This window comes from Pseudomonas sp. MWU12-2319, assembly GCF_023242525.1.
Classification (GTDB): domain Bacteria; phylum Pseudomonadota; class Gammaproteobacteria; order Pseudomonadales; family Pseudomonadaceae; genus Aquipseudomonas; species Aquipseudomonas gingeri_D.
The window spans coordinates 80,613-101,464 of sequence record NZ_JALJES010000017.1 but is presented as its reverse complement, the minus strand read 5'-3'; the positions used below and the strand labels follow the sequence as shown (position 1 = coordinate 101,464).

Sequence of the window (20,852 nt, the reverse complement as noted above, 5' to 3'; positions counted from 1 at the left end):
GGCAGCGTGAAACTTAGCTGGCGCGAGCGATATTACGCAGCGCCTTCACCTGATCGTGATTGCGCAGCACACCCTGATACTGACGGTTCACCAGGTCGGTAAGGCCCACCAGATTGTGCTTGGCCAGTTTCACCAGCGCTTCGCTGTAGGCTTTCTTGGCGTGGTCTTCACCGCGCTCGGCTTCGTTGAGCACCGCTTCTTCACCCTTGCCGGTGAACAGCGCCTTCACGTCCACCCAACGACGGTGCAGGTCACCGGCGACACTGGTGGAAGTCTCCGGATCGCCGCCCAGTTTGCGCACCTCGGCTTGCAGCTGCATCGCCGAGTTCGCACACTCGTTGGACCGTTGCACGAACAACGCCTTCAGCTCGGGATGCTTGATATCCTCCGCACACGTCTGAAAACCTTTCTGACCATCTTTGCTGACTTCAATCAGATGGTTAAGAATCGATACGGCTTCTTTATTGATGTTGGTCATGGCTCAATTCCTTCTGGTGGTGAAAGTTACAGGAACGGTTGCAGTCACCATGCCAAGCCTTGATCGATTATTTTTTACTTATATTTCATATACTTGAAAATATTCCAAAGATCTGTTTGGCGGTTATTTGCATGAACTGTCAATTGGCCTGCATGCAGAATGCCTGTATTTTCCAAGACGCTTGAACAGCGCAAGACAAGGTCGCCCCATGAATCCCGAGAAACTCGAACTGCTGGTCACCCGCGAAATGCCGTTCGGCAAATACAAGGGGCGGATCATCGCCGACCTGCCCGGCCCCTACCTGAACTGGTTCGCCCGCGAGGGGTTCCCCCACGGTGAACTCGGTGGCCTGCTCGCCTTGATGCAGGAGATCGACCACAACGGCTTGTCCGACCTGCTCGACCCGCTACGCGCCAAGCACGGCAAACCCAAACCCCGCCATTGATCCCCGTTGTCGAGAGAAGCCGCGCCATGCCAAGGAATGAAGAACACGCCCGCGATGAACACTTCTGGCAAAACGTGGCCGAGCGCTACGATGTAGAGCCCGGTCCGATCAACCTGGAAAACGGCTACTTCGGCCGCATGACCCGTAGTGTCGTGGAGGCCTACAAAGGCCATATCGAGTTCATCAACCGCAGCAACTCGGTGTATGTGCGCCAGCGCTTCGAAACCATCGAAAGCCTGGAGATTCGCGCGCAGTTGGCCGACCTGCTGGGCAGCCATCACGAGGCCGTGGCCCTGACCCGCTGCGCCAGCGATGGCCTGCACGCGCTGATCCGCAACTACAACGCCCTGCGGCCCGGTGATCAGTTACTGGTCAGCGACCAGGAATACCCCAGCGTACTGGGTGCCATGCGCTGGCTGGCGCGCAACCGCGGCGTCGAGCTGATCGAGATCAGCCACCCCTTCCCGGTGAGCTTCGCCAGTCTGGTGAACACCTATCAGGAAACGTTCGAGCGTTATCCCCGACTGAAGCTGATGGCCCTGACCTACGTCACCCATCGCAGTGGACTGGTGATGCCGGTCCAGGCCATCGCTGCCGCCGCCCGCAAACACGGGGTGGATGTGATCCTCGACGGTGCCCACGCCCTGGGCCAGATCGATTTCAACCTCGAAGCGCTGGGTATCCTGTTTGCCGGTTTCAACTTGCAGAAATGGATGGGGGCGCCGCTGAGCCTGGGCTTTCTTTATATCGATCCCAAGCGCCTGGCGGATATCGACCCGGACATGGGCGAGGAGCGCTATGCGCCCACCGATATCCGCTCCCGCGCCCCCTATGGCACGCCGAATATCCCAGCCTGGATGACCTTGCCCCTGGTCTTCGAGGAACATCGGGCACTGGGTGGCTCGGCGGCCAAGGGCGCACGACTCAATTACCTGCGGGATATCTGGGTGGGCGCGGCACGCGGGATGCCGGGTATCGAGGTGCTGACACCGGATGATCCGCGGCTGTATTGCGGTATCACCTCGCTGCGCTTTCGGCATGAGCCGGACCAGCAGCGGATGGTCGAGCGACTCCTGGCGGAGTACAACCTGTTTACCGTGGTCCGTGAAGGCACGGCACATGGCAATTGCATCCGGGTCACGCCGGGCCTGGCCAACTCGGCCGAGGACCTGAAGCTGTTGGCGCGGGCCTTGGGCGAACTAAGCGGTTGAATGGCCCGCGAAGGGGCCGGCACAAACACCCAACCTTCGGACCGGAAAACTTTTCATCGGGCAAAAAAAAACGGTGCGCCGACCAAGCGCACCGTAAAGCCGTAGAACACACAACGAAACTCAGTAACGATGAATCAGTCCAGCAGGGCCAGCGCCTCGGCGGTGCACTCCTGGATCCGCGCCCAGTCGCCGTTCTTGATCCACTCGGGATCGAGCATCCAGCTACCGCCCACGCACATCACGTTTTTCAACGCCATGTAGCTCTTGATATTGGCCGGGCCGACGCCGCCGGTCGGGCAGAACTTCACTTCGCCGAACGGACCGCCCAGGGCCTTGATCGCCGCCACGCCGCCGCTGACTTCCGCCGGGAACAGCTTGAAGCGACGATAACCCAGGCCGTAGCCCTCCATGATCCCCGAGGCATTGCTGATGCCGGGCAACAACGGAATCGGGCTGTCGACGCTGGCTTCCAGCAGGTCACGGGTAATGCCCGGGGTGACGATAAATTGCGAACCCGCCGCCTCCGCCGCCGCCAGCATCTGCCGATCGAGCACGGTGCCGGCACCGGTCACCAGTTCCGGACGCTCTTCACGCAGGATCTGGATGGCCTTGAGACCGAACTGCGAGCGCAGGGTCACTTCCAGCGCGGTCAGGCCACCGGCGGCCAGGGCATCGGCCAACGGCAGGACATCCTGCTCACGGGCAATGGTGATCACCGGAAGAATCCGTGCACGGGTGCAGAGCTCATCGATCAGGGCGACCTTGTCTGCCATGGAGACGGTCGGGACATTTTTTGTCATAGCAGCGGATCCTTGACTCATGGGCACCAGTAAATATTCAGGGTAGGTTGCAAGAAAGCGCGAATCGGCATGGCCGCGAGGTCATCGCCGGCCAATGCGGCATTCAGGGTGGCCAGTTTCGACTGGCCGGAAATCGCCAGCACGGTGAAGGTCGCCGAAGCCAGCAAGGCCCGGCTCATGGTCAGGCGCTGGTGCGGCACGGTCGGCGCCAGCATCGGCCAGACCCGTCGGCTGCCATCCACTTGCAGGGCCGCCGCTAGGTTCGGGCTGCCAGGGAACAGCGAGGCGGTGTGACCGTCATCGCCCATGCCCAGGACCAGCACGTCGATAGCCGGCAGCTCTGCAAGCAATTGATCGGCCTGTTCGGCCGCCGCCTCCAGATTTGCCGCGGCGCTGTACAAGCCGATAAACCGCGCCTTGGCCGCAGGGCCCTGGAGCAGATAGCGCTTGAGCAGGCCGGCGTTGCTGTCGGCGTGCTCCACCGGTACCCAGCGTTCGTCGGCGAGGCTGAGCACCACACGGGACCAGTCCAGGTCCTGTTTCACCAGGCTCTGGAAAAACGCCACCGGGCTGCGCCCGCCGGACACCACCAGGGTCGCCGCGCCGCGTGCGGCAATCGCCGCCCGCAGTTGCTCGGCCACGGCTTGCGCCTGGCCCTCGGCCAACAGCGCCGGGCTGCTGAATTCGTGCGCCTGCACGCCTTGGGGCAGTTTCAATTCAGATATCGCCATACCACGACCTCCCATCCCGCGTGATCAGTGCAATGGAGCTCATCGGCCCCCAGGACCCCGCCGCGTACGGCTTGGGTGCATCGCCGGACTTCTTCCAACCGGCGATCAACTGGTCACACCACTTCCACGCGGCTTCGATTTCATCTTTACGGACAAACAGGTTCTGGTTGCCGTGCATCACTTCCAGCAACAGACGCTCGTAGGCGTCCGGAATCCGCGCACTGCGATAGGTGTCGGAGAAATTCAGTTGCAACGGCCCGCTGCGCAGTTGCATGCCCTTGTCCAGGCCCTGCTCCTTGGTCATCACCCGCAGGGAAATACCTTCGTCCGGTTGCAGGCGGATGATCAGTTTGTTGCTGATCTGCAAGCGCTGCTCGGGGGCGAAGATGTAGTGCGACGGCTCCTTGAAGTGGATGACGATCTGCGACAGCTTCTGCGGCATGCGCTTGCCGGTGCGCAGGTAGAACGGCACGCCGGCCCAGCGCCAGTTGCGGATATCGGCGCGCAGGGCGACGAAGGTCTCGGTGTCGCTCTGGGTGTTGGAGTTTTCTTCCTCCAGGTAACCCGGCACCGAATGCCCTTCGCTGTGCCCGGCAATGTACTGGCCGCGCACCACCTGGGTGGTCAGGCCTTCCGGGCTGATCGGCGCCAGGGCCTTGAGCACCTTGACCTTCTCGTCACGGATGCTGTCGGCCGAGAGGTCGGCCGGCGGGTCCATGGCAATCAGGCAGAGCAGTTGCAGCAGGTGGTTCTGGATCATGTCCCGCAGCTGGCCGGCCTTGTCGAAGTAACCCCAGCGGCCTTCGATACCGACCTTCTCGGCCACGGTGATTTCCACGTGGGAGATGTAGTTCTGGTTCCACTGGGTTTCGAACAGACTGTTGGCGAAACGCAGGGCGATCAGGTTCTGCACCGTCTCCTTGCCCAGGTAGTGGTCGATGCGATAAGTGCGGTTTTCCGGGAAGAAGCGCGCCACGGCGTCGTTGACCTTGCGCGACGACTCGAGGTCCGAACCTATGGGTTTTTCCAGCACCACCCGGGTGTTTTCAGCCAGGCCGACCTTGGCCAGGTTCTCGCAGATCGCACCATAGACCGAGGCCGGCGTGGCGAAATAGGCGATCAGGCACTGGCTGGTGCCGGCTTGCTCGGCCAGGACGACATAGTCGTCGGGCTTGAGGAAGTCCACGTGCAGGTAGCTGAGGCGGGCGAGGAAGCGCTCAAGCACCACTTCGTCGATTTCCCGGTCCTCGACAAAGACCCGCAGTTCTTCCTGGATGGTCGCCAGGTGCTCGGCATTGCTGCCGGGCTCCCGGGCCAAGGCCAGGATGCGCGTGTCCTCATGGAGCAGGCCTGCGCCATCGAGGTGATACAAGGCAGGAAACAGCTTGCGAAGCGCCAGGTCGCCCAGGGCGCCAAACAAGGCAAAGGTGCACGGTTCAACCGTTATCGAAGGCATGATGTTTGTTCTTTTATCAAGTTAAACGATAAATACCTTTTTTCGAGGCATCACTCAAGGAAAAATGTAGTAATAACCACAACATTTTATCAATATGATGATTCCGAGTGGTGGTCATCACACGCCATCAGTAGGATAGGCCACCGCCGGGAGCTGCCCAAGGGCATTGTTCCGGGCCTTGCAGAACCCAAGTTGCCTCGAATCAAGGAATCACCAAATGGACCGCGTGCGAAATTTACTGGAGCAGATCCAGAGCCGCCTCGAAGACCTGAACAAGGCCGAGCGCAAAGTCGCCGAAGTCATCCTGCTCAACCCGCAGCAGGCGACCCGTTTCAGCATCGCCGCCCTCGCCCAGGCGGCTTCGGTCAGCGAGCCGACGGTCAACCGTTTCTGCCGTTCGTTCGGTGTCAGCGGTTATCCCGAACTCAAGCTGCAACTGGCCCAGAGCCTGGCCAGCGGCGCGGCCTATGTGAGCCGTGCGGTGGAGGCCGACGATAATCCCGAGGCCTACACGCAAAAGATCTTCGGCAGCGCCATCGCGTCCCTGGACAGCGCCTGCCAGGCCCTGGACCCGAACCTGATCAGCCGCGCCGTCGACCTGTTGATCCAGGCCCGGCAGATCCACTTCTTCGGCCTGGGCGCTTCGGCACCGGTGGCCCTGGATGCGCAGCACAAGTTCTTCCGCTTCAACCTGGCGGTCACCGCCCATGCCGATGTGCTGATGCAGCGGATGATCGCTTCGGTGGCCCACACCGGTGAGCTGTTCGTGATCATTTCCTATACCGGGCGTACCCGGGAACTGGTGGAAGTGGCGCGTATTGCCCGGGAGAACGGCGCGTCGGTGCTGGGGTTGACGGCGGCGGGTTCGCCCCTGGCCAAGGCCAGTACCCTGAGCCTGAATATTCCGCTGCCGGAAGACACCGACATCTACATGCCGATGACCTCGCGGATCATCCAGTTGACGGTGCTGGATGTGCTGGCCACCGGCATGACCCTGCGCCGTGGCGTGGATTTCCAGCCGCACCTGCGCAAGATCAAGGAAAGCCTCAACGCCAGCCGTTATCCGGTGGGAGACGAGTTCAACTGAGGCCCTGAGCAAGGTGAAACGCTGATATCGCCTTCGCGGGCAAGCTCCGCTCCCACAGGTGATTCGCGGTCAAACTGTGGGAGCGGAGCTTGCCCGCGAAGACGTCATCCGCCACGCCGCCTAAACCGAAGCACGCGCCTGCAAACTCAGATGCGCCCGCTCCCCGGGCGCCAGGCACAGGCTGTCGGTGCCGCCACTGGCGGCCTCGACACAGACAAACCCCATCACTTCATTCCAACTCACCCCCAGCAACGGCCGGTGCCCCGGATGCCAGACCACGGTGTCGGCGCTGTCGCCGGTATCGATGCACAACTCCCGCTGCCAGGCATGATCCTTGAGGTGCAGTTCACCGTCATGCTGGAACACCCGCTGGCAACCGCCATCGACCCGCAACTCACCTTCCTGCCGGCAGGCCTGACGATTCAACTGGTCATAGCCCTCGGCGCCGTCGAGCCCAGACAGCGCTATCTCACCGACGTCACCAATACGCCAATAGGCGTGCAGCGCATGGCTCAACTGGCACGGTTCGCTGTCCTGATGCTCGGTGCTCAAGCGCAGGTCCATGCTTTCTCCCAGGCGCGCATGCAGGTCGACCTGCCAGTCGCAGAGCTGCAAACGCCAGTGCAGGCTGACGCCCTCCTCGTCGCTACTGCTTTCCAGCAGTTTCCAGTCGATCAGCCTTGCCCAACCATGGGACGGCCAGGCGTTTTCGCTCGGGTGCCGACCATACCAGGGCCAGCACACCGGCACCCCGCCGCGAATCGCCCCAACCTGTGGCCATTTGGCCGCGCACCACAACCAGGGCTTCTGCCCCTGGGGCTGGAAGTGCAACAGTTGCGCACCCTGGCGGCTGAAGACCGCCTGGCACAAGGGATGGTCGATCACCAGCACTTCACGCTGTTGAAAGCGCTCCCACTGGAACACCGGTTGCTCGCGCCGGGATTTGAAAAAGCGTTGTAGCGGTTGCTCATGCATGTGCCGCGAATCCTGAAATCACCAAACCATTTGCATCTATCCACCTGTAGGAGCGAGCTTGCTCGCGATGAACGTCAACGATAACGCGGGGCAACTGGAGACACGCGGTACCCTTGCATTCATCGCGAGCAAGCTCGCTCCTACAGTGTGCGGCAAAAAAAAGCGGACGGTCTGGTGGACCATCCGCAAGATGCGCACATAGAGAGAGAGCTTATCAGTCGAAGCCTTAGAAGACCGACTGAATTTTCAGGCCGGCAACCACAGCGTTGTCGACTTGATTCACACCACCCGGGTGGGTGACGTATTGCAGGTTGGGACGTACGGTCAACCAGTTGGTGACGTGGAAGCCGTAGTTGATTTCGGTGTTGAACTCGGTGTCGCGCAGTGGCGAGTACAGCGGGTTGTTGTAGTCGCTGACGTTATTGGCGGCGTTTTCCAACTCGGCGTTTTCCCTCACGTCCTGGTTGACATGGATACGGGCGAAACCGATCCCGACGTCATCCTTCGGACGCGCATCGAACGGCCCTTTGTACACGAACATCACCGACTGGTAGTTGTCGACGAGGTTGGTGGCCTTGTCGTGGAAGGTCGCGTTCGCCGCGATATTCAGACCGCGTGAAGCGTCGCCGTTGTGGCTGGTGAGTTGCTGCTGCGCCACGAACCAGTAACCGTGCTTGCTGTTGTGGACACGATAAGGCAGGCCGCTCGTTGCAGCGTCCCCACCATTGTTGTCCCGGAGCACGTCATTAGCCGGAGCCGCGCTTTTGTAGTAACCGACACGGTATTCGCCCGGCAGGTCGTTGACCTTCGGCGACCAGACCAGTTCGACCGGCAGGACGGTGCCCTTGGTGCCGCTGCCGCTGAGCTTGAAGCCGTTACCGTGTTCCAACTGCGACGGGTTCTGGTTGTACGCACCGATTTGCGCATACAGCTCAGGCGTGATGTTGTACTTCACGCGAATAGCAGCCTGGGCGACGGGCCAGTTGTACCAGGTGTTGACATAGTTACCCACCTGGGAGCCACAGAACGACAGGTTCTGGAAGTCGCACGGGAAGGTGTTGAAGTCTTCGCCTTCACCGAAGTAACCGAGTTTCACATCCAGCTTGTTGTCGAACATCTGGTGCTGGATCCAGAACTGGGTCAGACGAACCATATGGCCGCGACCGTCGACTTCCTGGGAGGAGCTCAAGGTGCCGGCGCGTGGGTCGCCGATGCGATCATTGGAGATGTTCTCACCGTTACGGTTGGTGAGCTGGATCTTGGCCTGGGTGTTATCCCAGCCCCACAGCTTTTGCAGATCCAACGCCACGCCCAGACCAAACTGGTCGGCGTAACGCGAGGTATGGTCGTTGTTGTAGCCGCCATGCAGGTTGCTACCGACCTCACCGACATAATCCATCTTGATGTCGATGCCTTCTTCGATCAGCTTGGTGCGCTCTCCGCCCCAGTCACCGGTCATCCATTTGGAATTGGCGCTGAACGCATCGTCCGCCATTGCGTGGCCAGCCAGGACCAGTGTTGCCGCCGCCGACAATTGGCAGAACAGGCGGGCATTGGTGTTTTTCTTTTTCATCCCTACATCCTCGTCTTATTGTTATTAACGGTTTTTATCGAACGTGGTTTACATCGTCTGTAATGCGTCAAATCTCTTTGGCAGACGCTTTTCCTGATACATCCCGGCCTCAGGTTTGAGGGCCGCTTCGCGACCCTCGGGAGCAAGCCCCTTCTTCACAGTCAGCGGCCCTTGAATTGCGCCACATTGTCGCTATGCACCTGGACTTGCGGCTTGGCCACCACGCCCAGGCGTTCACCGGTCTGGGCGTCGAACAACAACACCTTGGCCGGATCGAATTGCAGGGTCAGGGTTTCACCCACCTGCGGCGCCACGTCCGGTGCCAGTCGGCAGCAGACCTTGGTCCCGTTGAGGTTGACGAACACCAGGGTGTCCGGACCGGTCGGCTCGGTCACCTGCACTTCGGCACGAATGCTCGGCAAGCCATTGGGCTCGCCCTGCATCAGGCTGATCTGTTCCGGGCGCATGCCAAGGATGATTTCGCGGTCTTCAAGACCGGCATCGGTCACCCCCAGCGGCAGCTCGCAACGGGCCTGGCCGCTGTCGAGCAGAGCCAGCAGGCGACCATCCTTGCGTTGCAGGCGCAGGGGGATGAAGTTCATCGGCGGCGAACCGATAAAGCTGGCGACAAACAGGTTGGCCGGGTCGTTGTAGATCTGCTTCGGCGTGCCGAACTGCTGGATGATGCCGTCCTTCATCACCGCCACCTTGTCGCCCAGGGTCATGGCTTCGATCTGGTCGTGGGTCACGTAGACCGTGGTGGTTTTCAGGCGCTGGTGCATCAGTTTCATTTCGGTGCGCATCTCGACCCGCAGCTTGGCGTCGAGGTTGGACAGCGGTTCGTCGAACAGGTAGATCTTCGGCCGCCGCGCCAGGGCACGGCCCATGGCTACACGCTGTTGCTGACCACCGGACAACTGGCCGGGCTTGCGGTTGAGCAAGTGTTCGATCTGCAGCAGCTTGGCGACCCGCGCGACCTCCTCGTCGATGGCCGACTGGGCCATCTTGCGGATTTTCAAGCCGAACTCGATGTTCTCGCGCACGCTCATGGTCGGGTACAGCGCATAGGACTGGAACACCATGGCGATGTCGCGATCCTTCGGGCTCATGCCGCTGACGTCCTGGTCGCCGATCATGATCGCGCCGCCGGTGATGTTCTCCAGGCCGGCGATACAGTTCATCAGCGTCGACTTGCCACAGCCCGAAGGCCCGACCAGGATCAGGAACTCACCGTCCGAGATCGACAGTTCGATGTTCTTCAGGGTGTCCGGCAAACCGGCGCCGTAGGTCTTGTTTACATTGCGAAGTTCGAGCGTTGCCATGATTACCCCTTGACTGCGCCGGCCGTCAGCCCGCGCACGAAATACTTGCCTGCGACCACATAGACCAGCAGGGTCGGCAGCCCGGCGATCATCGCCGCTGCCATATCAACGTTGTATTCCTTGACCCCGGTACTGGTGTTGACCAGGTTGTTCAGCGCCACCGTGATGGGCTGCGAATCACCACTGGAGAACACCACGCCGAAGAGGAAGTCGTTCCAGATCTGGGTGAACTGCCAGATCAGGCAGACCATGATGATCGGGGTCGACATCGGCAGGATGATCATCCGGAAGATGGTGAAGAAACCCGCGCCATCCAGGCGTGCCGCCTTCACCAGCGCATCGGGAATGCTCACGTAGTAGTTACGGAAGAACAGCGTGGTGAACGCCAGGCCATAAACGATGTGCACGAACACCAGGCCCGTGGTGGTACTGGCCAGGCCCATCTTGCCGAGGGTGAACGAGGCCGGCAGCAGCACGGTCTGGAACGGCAGGAAGCAGCCGAACAGCAACAGACCGAAGAACAACTGCGAACCGCGAAAGCGCCACATCGACAGCACATAGCCGTTCAACGCACCGATGGCCGTGGAGATCAGTACCGCCGGAACGGTGATCTTGATCGAGTTCCAGAAGTAGCCGTTGACCGTGGCCCAGGCCTTGACCCAGCCGATATCGGTAATCACCGTCGGCCAGCTCAGCAGGTTGCCGGTGCTGATGTCTTCCGGTGATTTGAAGCTGGTCAACAGCATGACCACCAGCGGTACCAGATAGAGCAGCACGGCGAGGATCAGCACCGCGTAGATGGCGATGCGGCTCAGGCTGATCGCCGGTTTGTGGGCGAGACTAGTCATTACGCTTGGTCCTCAGCTCGGAGTACAGGTAAGGCACGATGATCGCGAGAATCGCACCGAGCATCAGAATCGCACTGGCCGAGCCCATGCCCATCTGGCCGCGACTGAAGGTGAAGGAATACATGAACATGGCAGGCAGGTCGGACGAGTAGCCCGGGCCACCGGCGGTCATCGCCGCCACCAGGTCGAAGCTCTTGATCGCGATGTGCGCCAGGATCATCACCGCACTGAAGAACACCGGACGCAGGCTGGGCAGCACCACTTTCCAGTAGATCCTCGGCAGGCTCGCGCCATCGATCTGGGCGGCACGGATGATCGATTGATCGACACCGCGCAGGCCGGCCAGGAACATCGCCATGATGAACCCCGAGGCTTGCCAGACCGCTGCGATCACCAGGCAATAAACCACGCGATCGGGGTCGATCAGCCAGTCCAGGCGGAAGCCTTCCCAGCCCCAGTCACGCAACAGTTTGTCCAGGCCCATGCCCGGGTTGAGCAGCCATTTCCAGGCGGTACCGGTGACGATCATCGAGAGCGCCATCGGGTACAGGTAAATGGTGCGGATAAAACCTTCGCGCCGGATGCGCTGGTCGAGGAACACCGCCAGCAGCACGCCGATCACCAGGGTGACACCGATGAACAAGCCGCCGAACAGCGCCAGGTTCTTGCTCGCCACCCACCAGCGGTCGTTGTCGAACAACCGCACATATTGCGCCAGGCCGACCCATTTGTAGGACGGCAGGAAAGTCGAGTTGGTGAACGACAGTACGAACGTCCACAGGATATAGCCATAAAAGCCCACCAGGACGATGAACATGCTGGGCGCCAGCACCAGTTTGGGTAGCCAGCGCTGCAATGCATCGAACGGCGAGGCTTTGCTGAACACAGCAACAGAACTCATGGGAAAATCCACTACAGGGAAAAGGGACTACATGCAGATCCTCTGCAGGAGCCGGCTTGCTGGCGATGGCGATTGCTCATCCAACGACGATGTTGACTGTCAGATAAAAATCGCCAGCAAGCCGGCTCCTGCAAGGGAACCTGCGGTGCTGAAACTACTTGGCGGACTTGACCGCCGCGCCGAGTTTCTTGGCGGCATCGGCTGGATCGGCTTTCGGGTCGTTGATGTAGTTGGTCACGACATCAAAGAACGCACCCTGTACGGCCAGCGTGGTCGCCATGTTGTGCGCCATGCTTGGTTGCAGACCGCCGGTCTTGGCATCGTCCAGGAAGTCCTTGGCCGACTTCTGGGCGCACTCGTCGAAACCGAGCTTGTCCATTTCGTGGAGCATGTCGTTGCGAACCGGGATCGAGCCTTTATTGATGCTGAAGACTTTCTGGAAGTTTTCACCCAGGGCAACCTTGGCGATGTCCTGCTGGCCCGCCGCGGTGCCCTTGTCTTTCTGCTTGAACACCGCCAGGGAGTCGATGTTGTAGGTGAAGGCTTTGTCAGTGCCCGGGAAGGCTACGCATTCGTAGTCCTTGCCAGCGACTTTCTTGGCCGCCGTCCACTCGCTCTTGGCCCAGTCACCCATGATCTGCATGCCGGCCTTGCCGTTGATGACCTTGGCCGCTTCCAGGTTCCAGTCCTGGCCTTTGCCGTCCTGGTCCATGTAGGTCGCGACTTTCTTCAGTTCGGTCAGCGCCTTGACCATTCCAGGACCGGTCAGCTCAGCATTGTCCAGGTCGACCAGGGCTTTCTTGTAGCCATCGACGCCCATGACCGACAACACCACCGCTTCGAACACGGTGCTGTCCTGCCAAGGCTGGCCACCGTGGGCGAGCGGGATGAAACCCGCGGCCTTGAGCTTGTCGCCGGCGGCGTAGAATTCCTCGAGGGTGGTCGGTGCTTTTTCGATGCCGGCTTTCTTGAAGACCGCCGGGTTGATCCACAGCCAGTTGACGCGGTGGATATTCACCGGCACGGCCACGTAATCACCGTTGTACTTCACGGTATCGGAGACTTTCTTGTCGAGCAGGCTGTCCCATTTCTGTTCTTTGGCAACACCCTTCAGAACGTCAGTGTCGAGCAGCCCGGTGGACGCCCATTCCTGGATATCCGGACCTTTGATCTGCGCGACACCCGGTGGGTTGCCGGCTACGGCGCGACTCTTGAGCACGGTCATGGCAGTGGAACCGCCGCCGCCGGCTACCGCACCGTCTTTCCAAATAAAGCCGTCTTTTTCAACTTGGGCCTTGAGGACATCGACCGCGGCCTTTTCACCACCGGAAGTCCACCAATGAACCACTTCCACCGTTCCTTTGGATTCGGCGGCCAATGCACTGAGAGGAAACAACGAGGCGAGAGAAACGACGGCGGCGAGGCGGGAAATCGAATTCATCTGTAGTACCTTTCTTGTTGTTATGCATGCAAGTCTGGTGCTTGCGCTGCATGGGATTCTAGTCAAGGCAAGGCCCTTCGCAGGTAACGAAGGGACGTGCAAATGTCACTGCATGGTTACATAAATTTCGTTGCCGTTATCAGCCCAGGATTACCGGGCCAGAGCGCTCGCGAGGCTCGGGGCGAGTGGCAGCCCCGGAAGCAGCACCGCTTGAAAGGCATGATAGAGGTCGGGTTTGCCGCCCCAGATCTTGGCATCGGGTCGATTGTGCTCATCCAGTTCGTGATGCCAGCTGCCCAGTTCCAGGTCGATGAAGTGCACATCGATAAAATCCCAGAAGCGTCGATACCAGGTTTCGTACTGCGCCTCGCCGGTGCGCCGGAGCAAGGCGGCGGCCGTGGCGCTGGCTTCGGCATGGGTCCAGTGCAAGCGCTGACGGACCACCGGGCGGTTGGCCCAGTCCAGCGTGTAGACGATGCCCGCCGCGCCATCAGCGTGCCAGCCATGGCGGCAGGCGCTGTCAAACAAACCGCGGGCGTCGTTCAACAACCAATCGGGGGTGAACAAGCCGGCCTGGCGGCGCGCGGCCTCCAGGTGCAGGACCAGCCGCGCCCACTCGAAGCCGTGACCGGGCGTGGTGCCATAAGGGCGAAAGCCGTCCGCCGGGTTGTCGTGGTTGTACTCGCGCAGGGGTTGCCACTGGCGGTCGAAGTGTTCGATGACCATGAAATCGTTGGCCACGGCGTGCTGGTGGATCACCCGCTCGACGATGCGTAGCGCGCGATCCAGCCAGCGACTGTCACCGGTGACATCGGCCAGGGCGAGAAAGGCCTCGGTGCCGTGCATATTGCTGTTGGCACCGCGATAGGCTTCTTCCTGTTGCCAATCGCGGGTGAAGGATTCGCGCAGGGTGCCCTCCTCCTCGTTCCAGAAATGCGTCTCGAGCACCCGGATCGCTTCGGCCAGCAGGCGCGGGGCATCGGCACTGCCGGCAACCACCGCGGAACTCGCGGCCAGGGCCACAAAGGCGTGCAGGTAGGCAGCCTTGCCGCTGTTGCCGTCGCGGTGATCGGGGACCGCATACCAACCACCGTGGCTGGCATCGCGCAACGGCCCCCAGAGGGCGGCGACACCGTGATCGACCAACCCCAGGCAACCGGGAATCCCCTGGAGATGAGCCATGGCGAAACTGTGGGTCATGCGCGCGGTGTTCATGGTTTCGGCCATGGCATCGTCCGCCAGTTGCCCGTGCTCGTCGAGATTGCCGAAGCCTTCGGCCAGGCGCGAAGCCTTGGCAAACGCCAGCAGCCGCCGGCCTTCGGCCAACAACCAGGCACGATGAGCCGGGGCATTGAGCCAACTGCTGAACGGCAGTTCAAGGGTGTCCATCGGAGTACCTTTCTTGTTGTTAGGAGCCAAACGATTGTCCGGCGATTCTAGCCAGCCATTCTTCGCTGCCAGGTCACGAAGCCCCGCGCAAATGTCACCAGACAGTGACAAAAAACAGAGAAGGTCCCTTCGGCCCCAGACTCTGCGAGGTAGGAAAATTGCTGAATAAGTCGTTTCCCTTTCCAATGTAGGAGCGATCCCTAACGTCTTTTCCCACATTGAAGCACTCCTTTACTTCGGCGAATCTGCTGCACTTCTTCATTTCAGGTGCGCCGGTCAAGCGCCCCCAAGGAGGTGTGATCCATGGTTGCCCCCCACCTGCGCAACCCCCGCCAATGCTGCATTTTCCCGGTCTACAACGGACAAGGTCTGTGTGCCTGGAGGGTCGAGGTCATGCGTGGCGGCGCCCAATTGGGCGGTGTTTTCAGCTTCGCCGAGTGTGGTGGCGAGGAACCGGCCCGGTGCATGGCCGAGTCCTACCGCAATGCCCTGGTGCTGAAAATGCAGCCTTCGCAAAGCTATGCAGAGCGTCAGCGCCTGATGCCTCATAACACCAGCGGACATCCCGGAGTGATCCGGGTCGAGACCAACAACACCGGCTACTGGCGGGCCAGCACGCGGATTCATGGCTATTGCCTGAGCCGCAGTTTCAGTGTGCGTCGCCACGGCGAGGAGCAGGCCAAGCGCTTGGCGTTGCGTGAGCGTGAACGGCAACTGGCGTTGTGCAACGAGCCCTATGAACAGGCGATGGAAGCCTTGCAACGCTACTTCAGCCAGAGCAACAACCGCGTGCGCGAGCACCGCATCCGCGCGGCCATGGCGCGACCGCGGGAGGTGCGGGCCTCAGCCGATATCCTTCCGCCGGACCCGCTCGAGCCGGCACTGAATATCAGTGCGGAACAGGCGCTCCTGTCGATCAGTCGGCATTTCGCGGCAAGTACAAAGTAACCCGCAACCCGCCGTCGCGCAGGTTCTGCAAGCTCACTTCACCGCCATGGCTGTGGGCGATATTGCGCGCGATGCCCAGCCCGAGGCCGTAGCCCTGTTGCTGGCCGGACAAGCGAAAGTGCGGCTCGAACACCTGCTCCAGGCGCTGCTCGGGCACCCCTGGCCCTTCGTCATCGACGTGCAGCACAAAGGCTTCGTCGTCGTCTTCGATATGCAGGTGGGCTTTGTCACCATACTTGAGGGCGTTGTCGATCAGGTTGCCCATGCAACGTCGTAGCGCCAGCGGTTTGCCGGGAAAGGCCCCGTGGGCGCGACCGTCCAGCGAGACCCGACCGTTGCCGTTGGGTGGCAGGTAGGGTTCGATCAGGCAATCGAGGGCGTGGTTGAGGTCCACCGGCTCGATGTTCTCGTGGATATCGGTGTCCTTCACGCATTGCAGCGCCCCCTTGACCAGCATCTCCAGCTCGTCGAGGTCGCGACCGAACTTGTACTGCAGCTTCTCGTCCTCCAGCAGCTCGACCCGCAGGCGCAGGCGGGTGATGGGGGTGCGCAGATCGTGGGAGATGGCGCTGAACAACTGGCTGCGTTCGGTCAGGTAACGGCTGATACGCTCACGCATGGCGTTGAACGCCCGGCCCACCTCCACCACTTCGCTGCCACCGCCTTCTGCCACCGGCCGTACCTGCGCATCGCCGAGGGACATGTCCCGCGCGGCCCGCGCCAGGCGTTTGAGGGGACGGCTCTGCCAGTGCACCAGCAGGCCGATAAATAACAGCAGAAAGCCACTGGTCAGGACGATAAACCACACCTGCTGGGACGGCAGGCCTTCCTCTTCCAGGCTGGTGTAGGGCTCGGGCAGCAGGGAGGCGATATACAGCCATTCGCCGGGGGACATCTGGATCTGCGTCACCAGCACCGGCGGATTGACCGGTTCCAGGGTCAGCGCGTAGTGGGCCCAGGAACGCGGCAGCTCGTCGAGCTTCAGGCCACCGTTGAAAATCCGCAGGTCGTCGGGGCTGACGAATTGCACCGAGATATCCACCTCGTTGCCCAGCGCCTGGCGCAGCACCTCGTGCACGGCGTCGAGCACCGCGGTCTTGCGCGGCGTGGCCGGCAGCAGGCGCATATCCAGGGGCTTGTCATTGAGGGTCACGACAAACCGCGTACCACCCATGCTGCGCAATTGATCAAGCACCAGCGGGCGATAGGCCAGCGGCAGCGAGCGCAGGTAACTGACACTGGCGGTCATCGAATGGGCCAGGCTGCGGGCGCTGGTGACCAGGCCTTCGAGCTGCGTCGCGCGCAACTGCGAAAGCCAGATCACGCTGGACAGCGTCTGGGCGATCAGCACCGCCAACAGGGTCAGCAGCAACATGCGCCCCAGCAGCGAGCGCGGAACCGGCAGGCGCCGGCGCAGCTCAGAGGGCATTGGCCGCGGTGACATTGGCCGCCAACTGATAGCCGCTGCCGCGCACGGTGCGGATCAGTCGCGGCGGCTTGTCGGTGTCGCGCAGGCGTTGGCGCAGGCGGCTGACCGCCATGTCGACGATCCGGTCCAGGGGCATCAGGTCACGCCCACGGGTGGCATTGCCAATGGTGTCACGGTCGAGGATTTCCTGGGGGTGATCGAGGAACAGCTTGAGCAGGGCGAAGTCGGCACCGGAGAGAATCACTTCTTCGCCGTCGGTGTGGAACAGCCGGTGGCTGACCGTGTCCAGGCGCCAGTCATCGAAGGCCAGCACCTCGCTGCCGTTGCGCTCCTGGCCGAACTGCGCGCGGCGCAACAGGGCCTTGATCCGCGCCTGCAGTTCCCGTGGGCTGAAGGGTTTGCCCAGGTAATCGTCGGCCCCCAGTTCCAGGCCGATGACCCGGTCGGTCTCGTCGGAGCTGGCGGTGAGCATGATGATCGGCACTTGGGCCTGGCGCGGGTGTTGGCGGACCCAGCGGCAGAGACTGAAACCATCTTCGTCGGGCAGCATGACGTCAAGGATCACCAGATCGCTGTGGGCATCGTTGAGGGCCTGGCGAAAGCCCGCGCCATCGCCGACGGTGCGCACCTGGAAACCGGCACGGCTGAGGTAGGTGTCCAGCAATTCACGGATTTCCTGATCGTCGTCGACCAGGAGAATGGACTTACTGAATACGCTCACGGAAATCGTCCTTGTTGTTGTGGGGAGGACTGAAATGCGGATTATGCCTTAATCGATTAAGCCGTGAAGCATGTGTTGCCTGGCCGGACGCTTTCGCGGCGGTGCGGCGATCCGACAAGCCCTGCTCCTACAGTTTGATGTCGTGTACAAAATCTAGGTACGACGACGTACGGTAGGAGCAGGGCTTGCCCGCGAAGAACGCGCCACGTAACGGGATCAGTGCGCGAAAGCCTGCTGCAACGCCACCCCCGCGCCAATCAGCCCGGAATACGGGGCCGTCACCAGCCACACCGGGATCCCCTTGAAGTAATCGCTCATGCAGCCTTTGTCAGCAAAGCTCCGAGCAAAACCGCTGTTGATGAAAAAGTCGGCAAACCGTGGGATCACCCCACCGACGATATACACCCCACCGCGCGCGCCCGTGGTCAGCACGTTGTTGCCGGCCACCCGACCCAGCCAGCAGCTGAACTGCTCCAGCACTTCCCGGGCAATCGGATCGCCGGCCAGGCCGGCAGCGGTAATCGACTCCGGAGTTTCCAGCACAGGCACATGCCCGTCCACCGCGCAGATCGCCCGGTACACCCGCGGCAAACCGCCACCACTCAAGGCAGTCTCGGCGCTGACATGGCCGATTTCACTGTGGATATGCTGCCAAAGCTGGGTTTCACGCACGCTGCTCAGGGGCAGGTCGACATGCCCGCCCTCCCCCGGCAAGGCCATGAAGTGCTGCTCGCCCAAGTGCAGCAGGGTGCCGACACCGAGCCCGGTGCCAGGGCCGATCACCACTGCCGGACGCAACGGCTCCGGCGTGCCTTCGCAGACCACGCGGTAGTCACCCGGCTCCAGGCGGGTCATGCCCAGGGCCATGGCCGAAAAGTCGTTGACCAGCAACAGCTCGTCGACCTGCAAGGTTTCGCAGAACGCCCGACGGCTCAGCCGCCAGTGGTTATTGGTGAAACGAAACTCGTCGCCGCCCACCGGGCCGGCCACCGACAGGCACACGGCGCCGACCGATCCCAGCGCCAGGCCCAGGCCGTCGAGGTAGACCTTGATGGCCTCCTCGGGGCTGCTGTGATCGACGGTCGCCAGGACCTTCACTTCATCCAGGGCATTGTCCTTCCACAACGCGAACCGCGCATTGGTCCCGCCAATGTCGCCTACCAACGCCAACTTCATTCAAGGTGCTCCAGGGCCGAAGTGAACGCACTGGCGCCCTGCTCCGCCGAGCTGAAGGCCATGCGCATGAAGCCGAAGAGTTCCCGGCCACAGCCGATATTATTACCCAACGAGCCGATCGCAGGCGCGCGCGCGGCGAATTCGGTGTCGTCCACCAGCACCCGCAAGGTGCCCTTGACCCCGTCCACGCGGATCACGTCGCCATCGCGGACCCGCGCCAGCGCCCCACCCACATGGGCTTCGGGGCAGACATGGATGGCCGCCGGAATCTTGCCCGAGGCCCCGGACATCCGCCCGTCGGTGACCAGCGCGACCTTGAAGCCACGGTCCTGCAATACGCCGAGGAACGGCGTCATTTTGTGCAACTCCGGCATGCCATTGGAACGCGGCCCCTGGAAGCGCATCACCGCGACAAAGTCCTTCTCCAGCAAGCCGGCCTTGAACGCGTCTGCCAGGTCCTGCTGGTCCTCGAACACCACCGCCGGTGCCTCGACGATCTGGTGTTCCAGGGCCACGGCGGAGACTTTCATCACACCACGTCCGAGGTTGCCTTCCATCACCCGCAGGCCACCTTCAGGGGAGAAGGCACGGGCCACGGGGCGCAGGATGGTTTCATCGAGGCTTTCGATCGGGCCGTCGCGCCATACCAGTTCACCGTCCTGCAGGAACGGCTCCTGGGTGTAGCGGCTCAGGCCGTGGCCGGCGACGGTATTCACATCTTCGTGCAACAGGCCGGCTTCCAGCAGTTCGCGGATCAGGAAGGCCATGCCGCCCGCCGCCTGGAAGTGGTTGATATCGGCCTTGCCGTTCGGATAGACGTGGGACAGGGTCGGCACCACTTCGGAGAGGTCGGCCATGTCCTGCCAGGTCAGTTGGATACCGGCCGCCTGGGCAATCGCCGGCATGTGCAGGGTGTGGTTGGTGGAACCGCCGGTGGCGTGCAGGGCAACGATGGAGTTGACCAGCGAACGCTCGTCTACAATCTCACCCAGGGGCATGAAGCTGCCGCTCTGTTTGGTCAGGCGGGTGATCTGGTGCGCCGCTTCGCGGGTCAGGGCATCACGCAGCGGGGTATTCGGGTTGACGAAGGACGAGCCCGGCAGGTGCAGGCCCATGACTTCCATCAGCAACTGGTTGGTGTTGGCGGTGCCGTAGAAGGTGCAGGTGCCGGGGCTGTGGTAGGACTTCATCTCCGACTCCAGCAGCTCCTCGCGGCTGGCCTTGCCTTCGGCATAACGCTGGCGCACATCGGCTTTTTCCTTGTTGGAAATCCCCGAGACCATCGGCCCGCCGGGCACGAAGATGGTCGGCAGATGACCGAAGCGCAGGGCGCCCATCAACAGGCCGGGCACGATCTTGTCGCAGATGCCGAGCATCATCGCCGCGTCGAACATGTTGTGGGACAGGGCCACGGCGGTGGACAACGCGATCACTTCGCGGCTGGCAATGCCCAGCTCCATGCCCGGCTCGCCCTGGGTCACGCCATCGCACATGGCTGGCACGCCACCGGCGAACTGGCCGACCGAACCGATCTCGCGCAGGGCCTGCTTGATCTGTTGCGGATAGGTTTCGTAGGGCTGGTGGGCGGAGAGCATGTCGTTATAGGAAGAAACGATCGCCACGTTGGCGGCGTTCATCAGGCGCAGGTTCTGCTTGTCGTCGGTGCCACACCCGGCCACGCCGTGGGCAAAGTTCGCGCATTGCAGCTTGCCGCGCATCGGGCCGTCACTGGCGGCACCGCGAATCAGTGCCAGATACGCCTGGCGAGTGGCTTGGCTACGGGCGACAAGCCGTTCGGTGACCTCAAGAACGCGGGGATGCATGTGTAGAACTCCAGGCTAACGGATGTGGCGACCTGTGGTTCCAAGCTGACCGAAAGCCTCGTACGGCGGGGCTTTTCAATCATCTGGACCTGTTGATT

General features: G+C 61.7%; 19 protein-coding genes. 4 read left to right on the top strand and 15 right to left on the bottom strand.

Annotation, left to right across the window (positions count from 1 at the left end; genetic code table 11):
• Positions 1 to 13: 13 nt before the first annotated feature.
• On the bottom strand, positions 14 to 478 hold the full coding sequence (locus M5C01_RS25070) for a PA2169 family four-helix-bundle protein (protein ID WP_152741295.1): 465 nt from the start codon (positions 476 to 478) through the stop codon (positions 14 to 16).
• Between the two features lie 208 nt (positions 479 to 686).
• On the opposite strand from M5C01_RS25070, the gene M5C01_RS25065 reads away from it, so the two are divergent.
• Entirely contained in the window at positions 687 to 923 is a 237-nt protein-coding gene (locus M5C01_RS25065) for a DUF3820 family protein (protein WP_027619874.1), read from the top strand.
• 26 nt (positions 924 to 949) lie between these two features.
• Positions 950 to 2,134, top strand: a complete 1,185-nt coding sequence (locus M5C01_RS25060; RefSeq protein ID WP_152741296.1) for an aminotransferase class V-fold PLP-dependent enzyme — start codon at positions 950 to 952, stop codon at positions 2,132 to 2,134.
• Between the two features lie 134 nt (positions 2,135 to 2,268).
• On the opposite strand, the gene M5C01_RS25055 is transcribed toward M5C01_RS25060, so the two are convergent.
• Genes M5C01_RS25055 through zwf form a run of 3 tightly spaced genes read right to left on the bottom strand, consistent with a single transcriptional unit; the run spans position 2,269 to position 5,121 of the window.
• Positions 2,269 to 2,934, bottom strand: a complete 666-nt coding sequence (locus M5C01_RS25055; protein WP_100944088.1) for a bifunctional 4-hydroxy-2-oxoglutarate aldolase/2-dehydro-3-deoxy-phosphogluconate aldolase — start codon at positions 2,932 to 2,934, stop codon at positions 2,269 to 2,271.
• Positions 2,935 to 2,951: 17 nt separating this feature from the next.
• Entirely contained in the window at positions 2,952 to 3,665 is a 714-nt protein-coding gene (pgl, locus tag M5C01_RS25050; protein WP_152741297.1) for a 6-phosphogluconolactonase, read from the bottom strand.
• Positions 3,652 to 5,121: a glucose-6-phosphate dehydrogenase gene (gene zwf, locus M5C01_RS25045; RefSeq protein WP_152741298.1), complete on the bottom strand. Its 1,470-nt coding sequence runs from the start codon at positions 5,119 to 5,121 to the stop codon at positions 3,652 to 3,654. Before zwf ends, pgl begins: the two co-directional genes overlap by 14 nt.
• 226 nt (positions 5,122 to 5,347) lie before the next feature.
• On the opposite strand from zwf, the gene M5C01_RS25040 reads away from it, so the two are divergent.
• Entirely contained in the window at positions 5,348 to 6,208 is an 861-nt protein-coding gene (locus M5C01_RS25040) for a MurR/RpiR family transcriptional regulator (protein WP_177096979.1), read from the top strand.
• A 120-nt stretch (positions 6,209 to 6,328) separates the two neighbouring features.
• Here the strand turns inward: M5C01_RS25040 and M5C01_RS25035 are convergent, their stop codons facing one another.
• From M5C01_RS25035 to M5C01_RS25005, 7 genes are all read right to left on the bottom strand, one after another.
• A complete protein-coding gene (locus M5C01_RS25035) occupies positions 6,329 to 7,183 on the bottom strand; it encodes a D-hexose-6-phosphate mutarotase (protein ID WP_103497606.1) in 855 nt (284 codons plus the stop codon).
• Positions 7,184 to 7,409: 226 nt separating this feature from the next.
• Positions 7,410 to 8,756 (bottom strand): carbohydrate porin, encoded by a 1,347-nt coding sequence (locus tag M5C01_RS25030; RefSeq protein ID WP_152741299.1) that lies wholly within the window; start codon positions 8,754 to 8,756, stop codon positions 7,410 to 7,412.
• Between the two features lie 161 nt (positions 8,757 to 8,917).
• A complete protein-coding gene (gene ugpC, locus M5C01_RS25025) occupies positions 8,918 to 10,078 on the bottom strand; it encodes a sn-glycerol-3-phosphate ABC transporter ATP-binding protein UgpC (RefSeq protein WP_152741300.1) in 1,161 nt (386 codons plus the stop codon).
• 2 nt (positions 10,079 to 10,080) lie between these two features.
• Positions 10,081 to 10,926: a carbohydrate ABC transporter permease gene (locus M5C01_RS25020; protein WP_103498592.1), complete on the bottom strand. Its 846-nt coding sequence runs from the start codon at positions 10,924 to 10,926 to the stop codon at positions 10,081 to 10,083.
• A complete protein-coding gene (locus tag M5C01_RS25015; RefSeq protein ID WP_152741301.1) occupies positions 10,919 to 11,827 on the bottom strand; it encodes a sugar ABC transporter permease in 909 nt (302 codons plus the stop codon). The genes M5C01_RS25020 and M5C01_RS25015 overlap by 8 nt, the downstream gene beginning before the upstream one ends.
• Positions 11,828 to 11,981: 154 nt before the next feature.
• Complete coding sequence (locus tag M5C01_RS25010) at positions 11,982 to 13,268, bottom strand: ABC transporter substrate-binding protein (RefSeq protein WP_152741302.1); 1,287 nt, start codon at positions 13,266 to 13,268, stop codon at positions 11,982 to 11,984.
• 150 nt (positions 13,269 to 13,418) lie between these two features.
• Positions 13,419 to 14,657 carry an AGE family epimerase/isomerase gene (locus M5C01_RS25005; protein ID WP_152741303.1) on the bottom strand — a complete coding sequence of 413 codons (1,239 nt, stop codon included), beginning with the start codon at positions 14,655 to 14,657 and terminating at the stop codon, positions 13,419 to 13,421.
• Positions 14,658 to 14,960: 303 nt separating this feature from the next.
• Here M5C01_RS25005 and M5C01_RS25000 point away from each other — a divergent pair, with 303 nt between their 5' ends.
• Positions 14,961 to 15,605, top strand: a complete 645-nt coding sequence (locus M5C01_RS25000) for an AP2/ERF family transcription factor (protein ID WP_152741304.1) — start codon at positions 14,961 to 14,963, stop codon at positions 15,603 to 15,605.
• Here M5C01_RS25000 and M5C01_RS24995 read toward each other — a convergent pair.
• The 4 genes from M5C01_RS24995 to edd form a co-directional block, all read right to left on the bottom strand.
• The gene (locus M5C01_RS24995; protein ID WP_103498587.1) at positions 15,574 to 17,034 is read right to left on the bottom strand and encodes a HAMP domain-containing sensor histidine kinase; all 1,461 of its coding nucleotides are present in this window, start codon (positions 17,032 to 17,034) and stop codon (positions 15,574 to 15,576) included. The genes M5C01_RS25000 and M5C01_RS24995 overlap by 32 nt on opposite strands.
• Positions 17,024 to 17,755 (bottom strand): response regulator transcription factor, encoded by a 732-nt coding sequence (locus M5C01_RS24990; protein ID WP_100944075.1) that lies wholly within the window; start codon positions 17,753 to 17,755, stop codon positions 17,024 to 17,026. The genes M5C01_RS24995 and M5C01_RS24990 overlap by 11 nt, the downstream gene beginning before the upstream one ends.
• A 216-nt stretch (positions 17,756 to 17,971) precedes the next feature.
• Complete coding sequence (locus M5C01_RS24985; RefSeq protein WP_103494204.1) at positions 17,972 to 18,931, bottom strand: glucokinase; 960 nt, start codon at positions 18,929 to 18,931, stop codon at positions 17,972 to 17,974.
• A complete protein-coding gene (gene edd / locus M5C01_RS24980; protein ID WP_103494205.1) occupies positions 18,928 to 20,754 on the bottom strand; it encodes a phosphogluconate dehydratase in 1,827 nt (608 codons plus the stop codon). Before edd ends, M5C01_RS24985 begins: the two co-directional genes overlap by 4 nt.
• Between the last annotated feature and the right edge of the window lie 98 nt (positions 20,755 to 20,852).

What these genes read in the sequence shown, in the direction of transcription:
- M5C01_RS25070 (WP_152741295.1), bottom strand. Translation starts at nt 478, where the DNA reads ATGACCAACATCAATAAAGAAGCCGTATCGATTCTTAACCATCTGATT.
- M5C01_RS25065 (WP_027619874.1), top strand. Translation starts at nt 687, where the DNA reads ATGAATCCCGAGAAACTCGAACTGCTGGTCACCCGCGAAATGCCGTTC.
- M5C01_RS25060 (WP_152741296.1), top strand. Translation starts at nt 950, where the DNA reads ATGCCAAGGAATGAAGAACACGCCCGCGATGAACACTTCTGGCAAAAC.
- M5C01_RS25055 (WP_100944088.1), bottom strand. Translation starts at nt 2,934, where the DNA reads ATGACAAAAAATGTCCCGACCGTCTCCATGGCAGACAAGGTCGCCCTG.
- pgl (WP_152741297.1), bottom strand. Translation starts at nt 3,665, where the DNA reads ATGGCGATATCTGAATTGAAACTGCCCCAAGGCGTGCAGGCGCACGAA.
- zwf (WP_152741298.1), bottom strand. Translation starts at nt 5,121, where the DNA reads ATGCCTTCGATAACGGTTGAACCGTGCACCTTTGCCTTGTTTGGCGCC.
- M5C01_RS25035 (WP_103497606.1), bottom strand. Translation starts at nt 7,183, where the DNA reads ATGCATGAGCAACCGCTACAACGCTTTTTCAAATCCCGGCGCGAGCAA.
- M5C01_RS25030 (WP_152741299.1), bottom strand. Translation starts at nt 8,756, where the DNA reads ATGAAAAAGAAAAACACCAATGCCCGCCTGTTCTGCCAATTGTCGGCG.
- ugpC (WP_152741300.1), bottom strand. Translation starts at nt 10,078, where the DNA reads ATGGCAACGCTCGAACTTCGCAATGTAAACAAGACCTACGGCGCCGGT.
- M5C01_RS25020 (WP_103498592.1), bottom strand. Translation starts at nt 10,926, where the DNA reads ATGACTAGTCTCGCCCACAAACCGGCGATCAGCCTGAGCCGCATCGCC.
- M5C01_RS25015 (WP_152741301.1), bottom strand. Translation starts at nt 11,827, where the DNA reads ATGAGTTCTGTTGCTGTGTTCAGCAAAGCCTCGCCGTTCGATGCATTG.
- M5C01_RS25010 (WP_152741302.1), bottom strand. Translation starts at nt 13,268, where the DNA reads ATGAATTCGATTTCCCGCCTCGCCGCCGTCGTTTCTCTCGCCTCGTTG.
- M5C01_RS25005 (WP_152741303.1), bottom strand. Translation starts at nt 14,657, where the DNA reads ATGGACACCCTTGAACTGCCGTTCAGCAGTTGGCTCAATGCCCCGGCT.
- M5C01_RS25000 (WP_152741304.1), top strand. Translation starts at nt 14,961, where the DNA reads ATGGTTGCCCCCCACCTGCGCAACCCCCGCCAATGCTGCATTTTCCCG.
- M5C01_RS24995 (WP_103498587.1), bottom strand. Translation starts at nt 17,034, where the DNA reads ATGCCCTCTGAGCTGCGCCGGCGCCTGCCGGTTCCGCGCTCGCTGCTG.
- M5C01_RS24985 (WP_103494204.1), bottom strand. Translation starts at nt 18,931, where the DNA reads ATGAAGTTGGCGTTGGTAGGCGACATTGGCGGGACCAATGCGCGGTTC.
- edd (WP_103494205.1), bottom strand. Translation starts at nt 20,754, where the DNA reads ATGCATCCCCGCGTTCTTGAGGTCACCGAACGGCTTGTCGCCCGTAGC.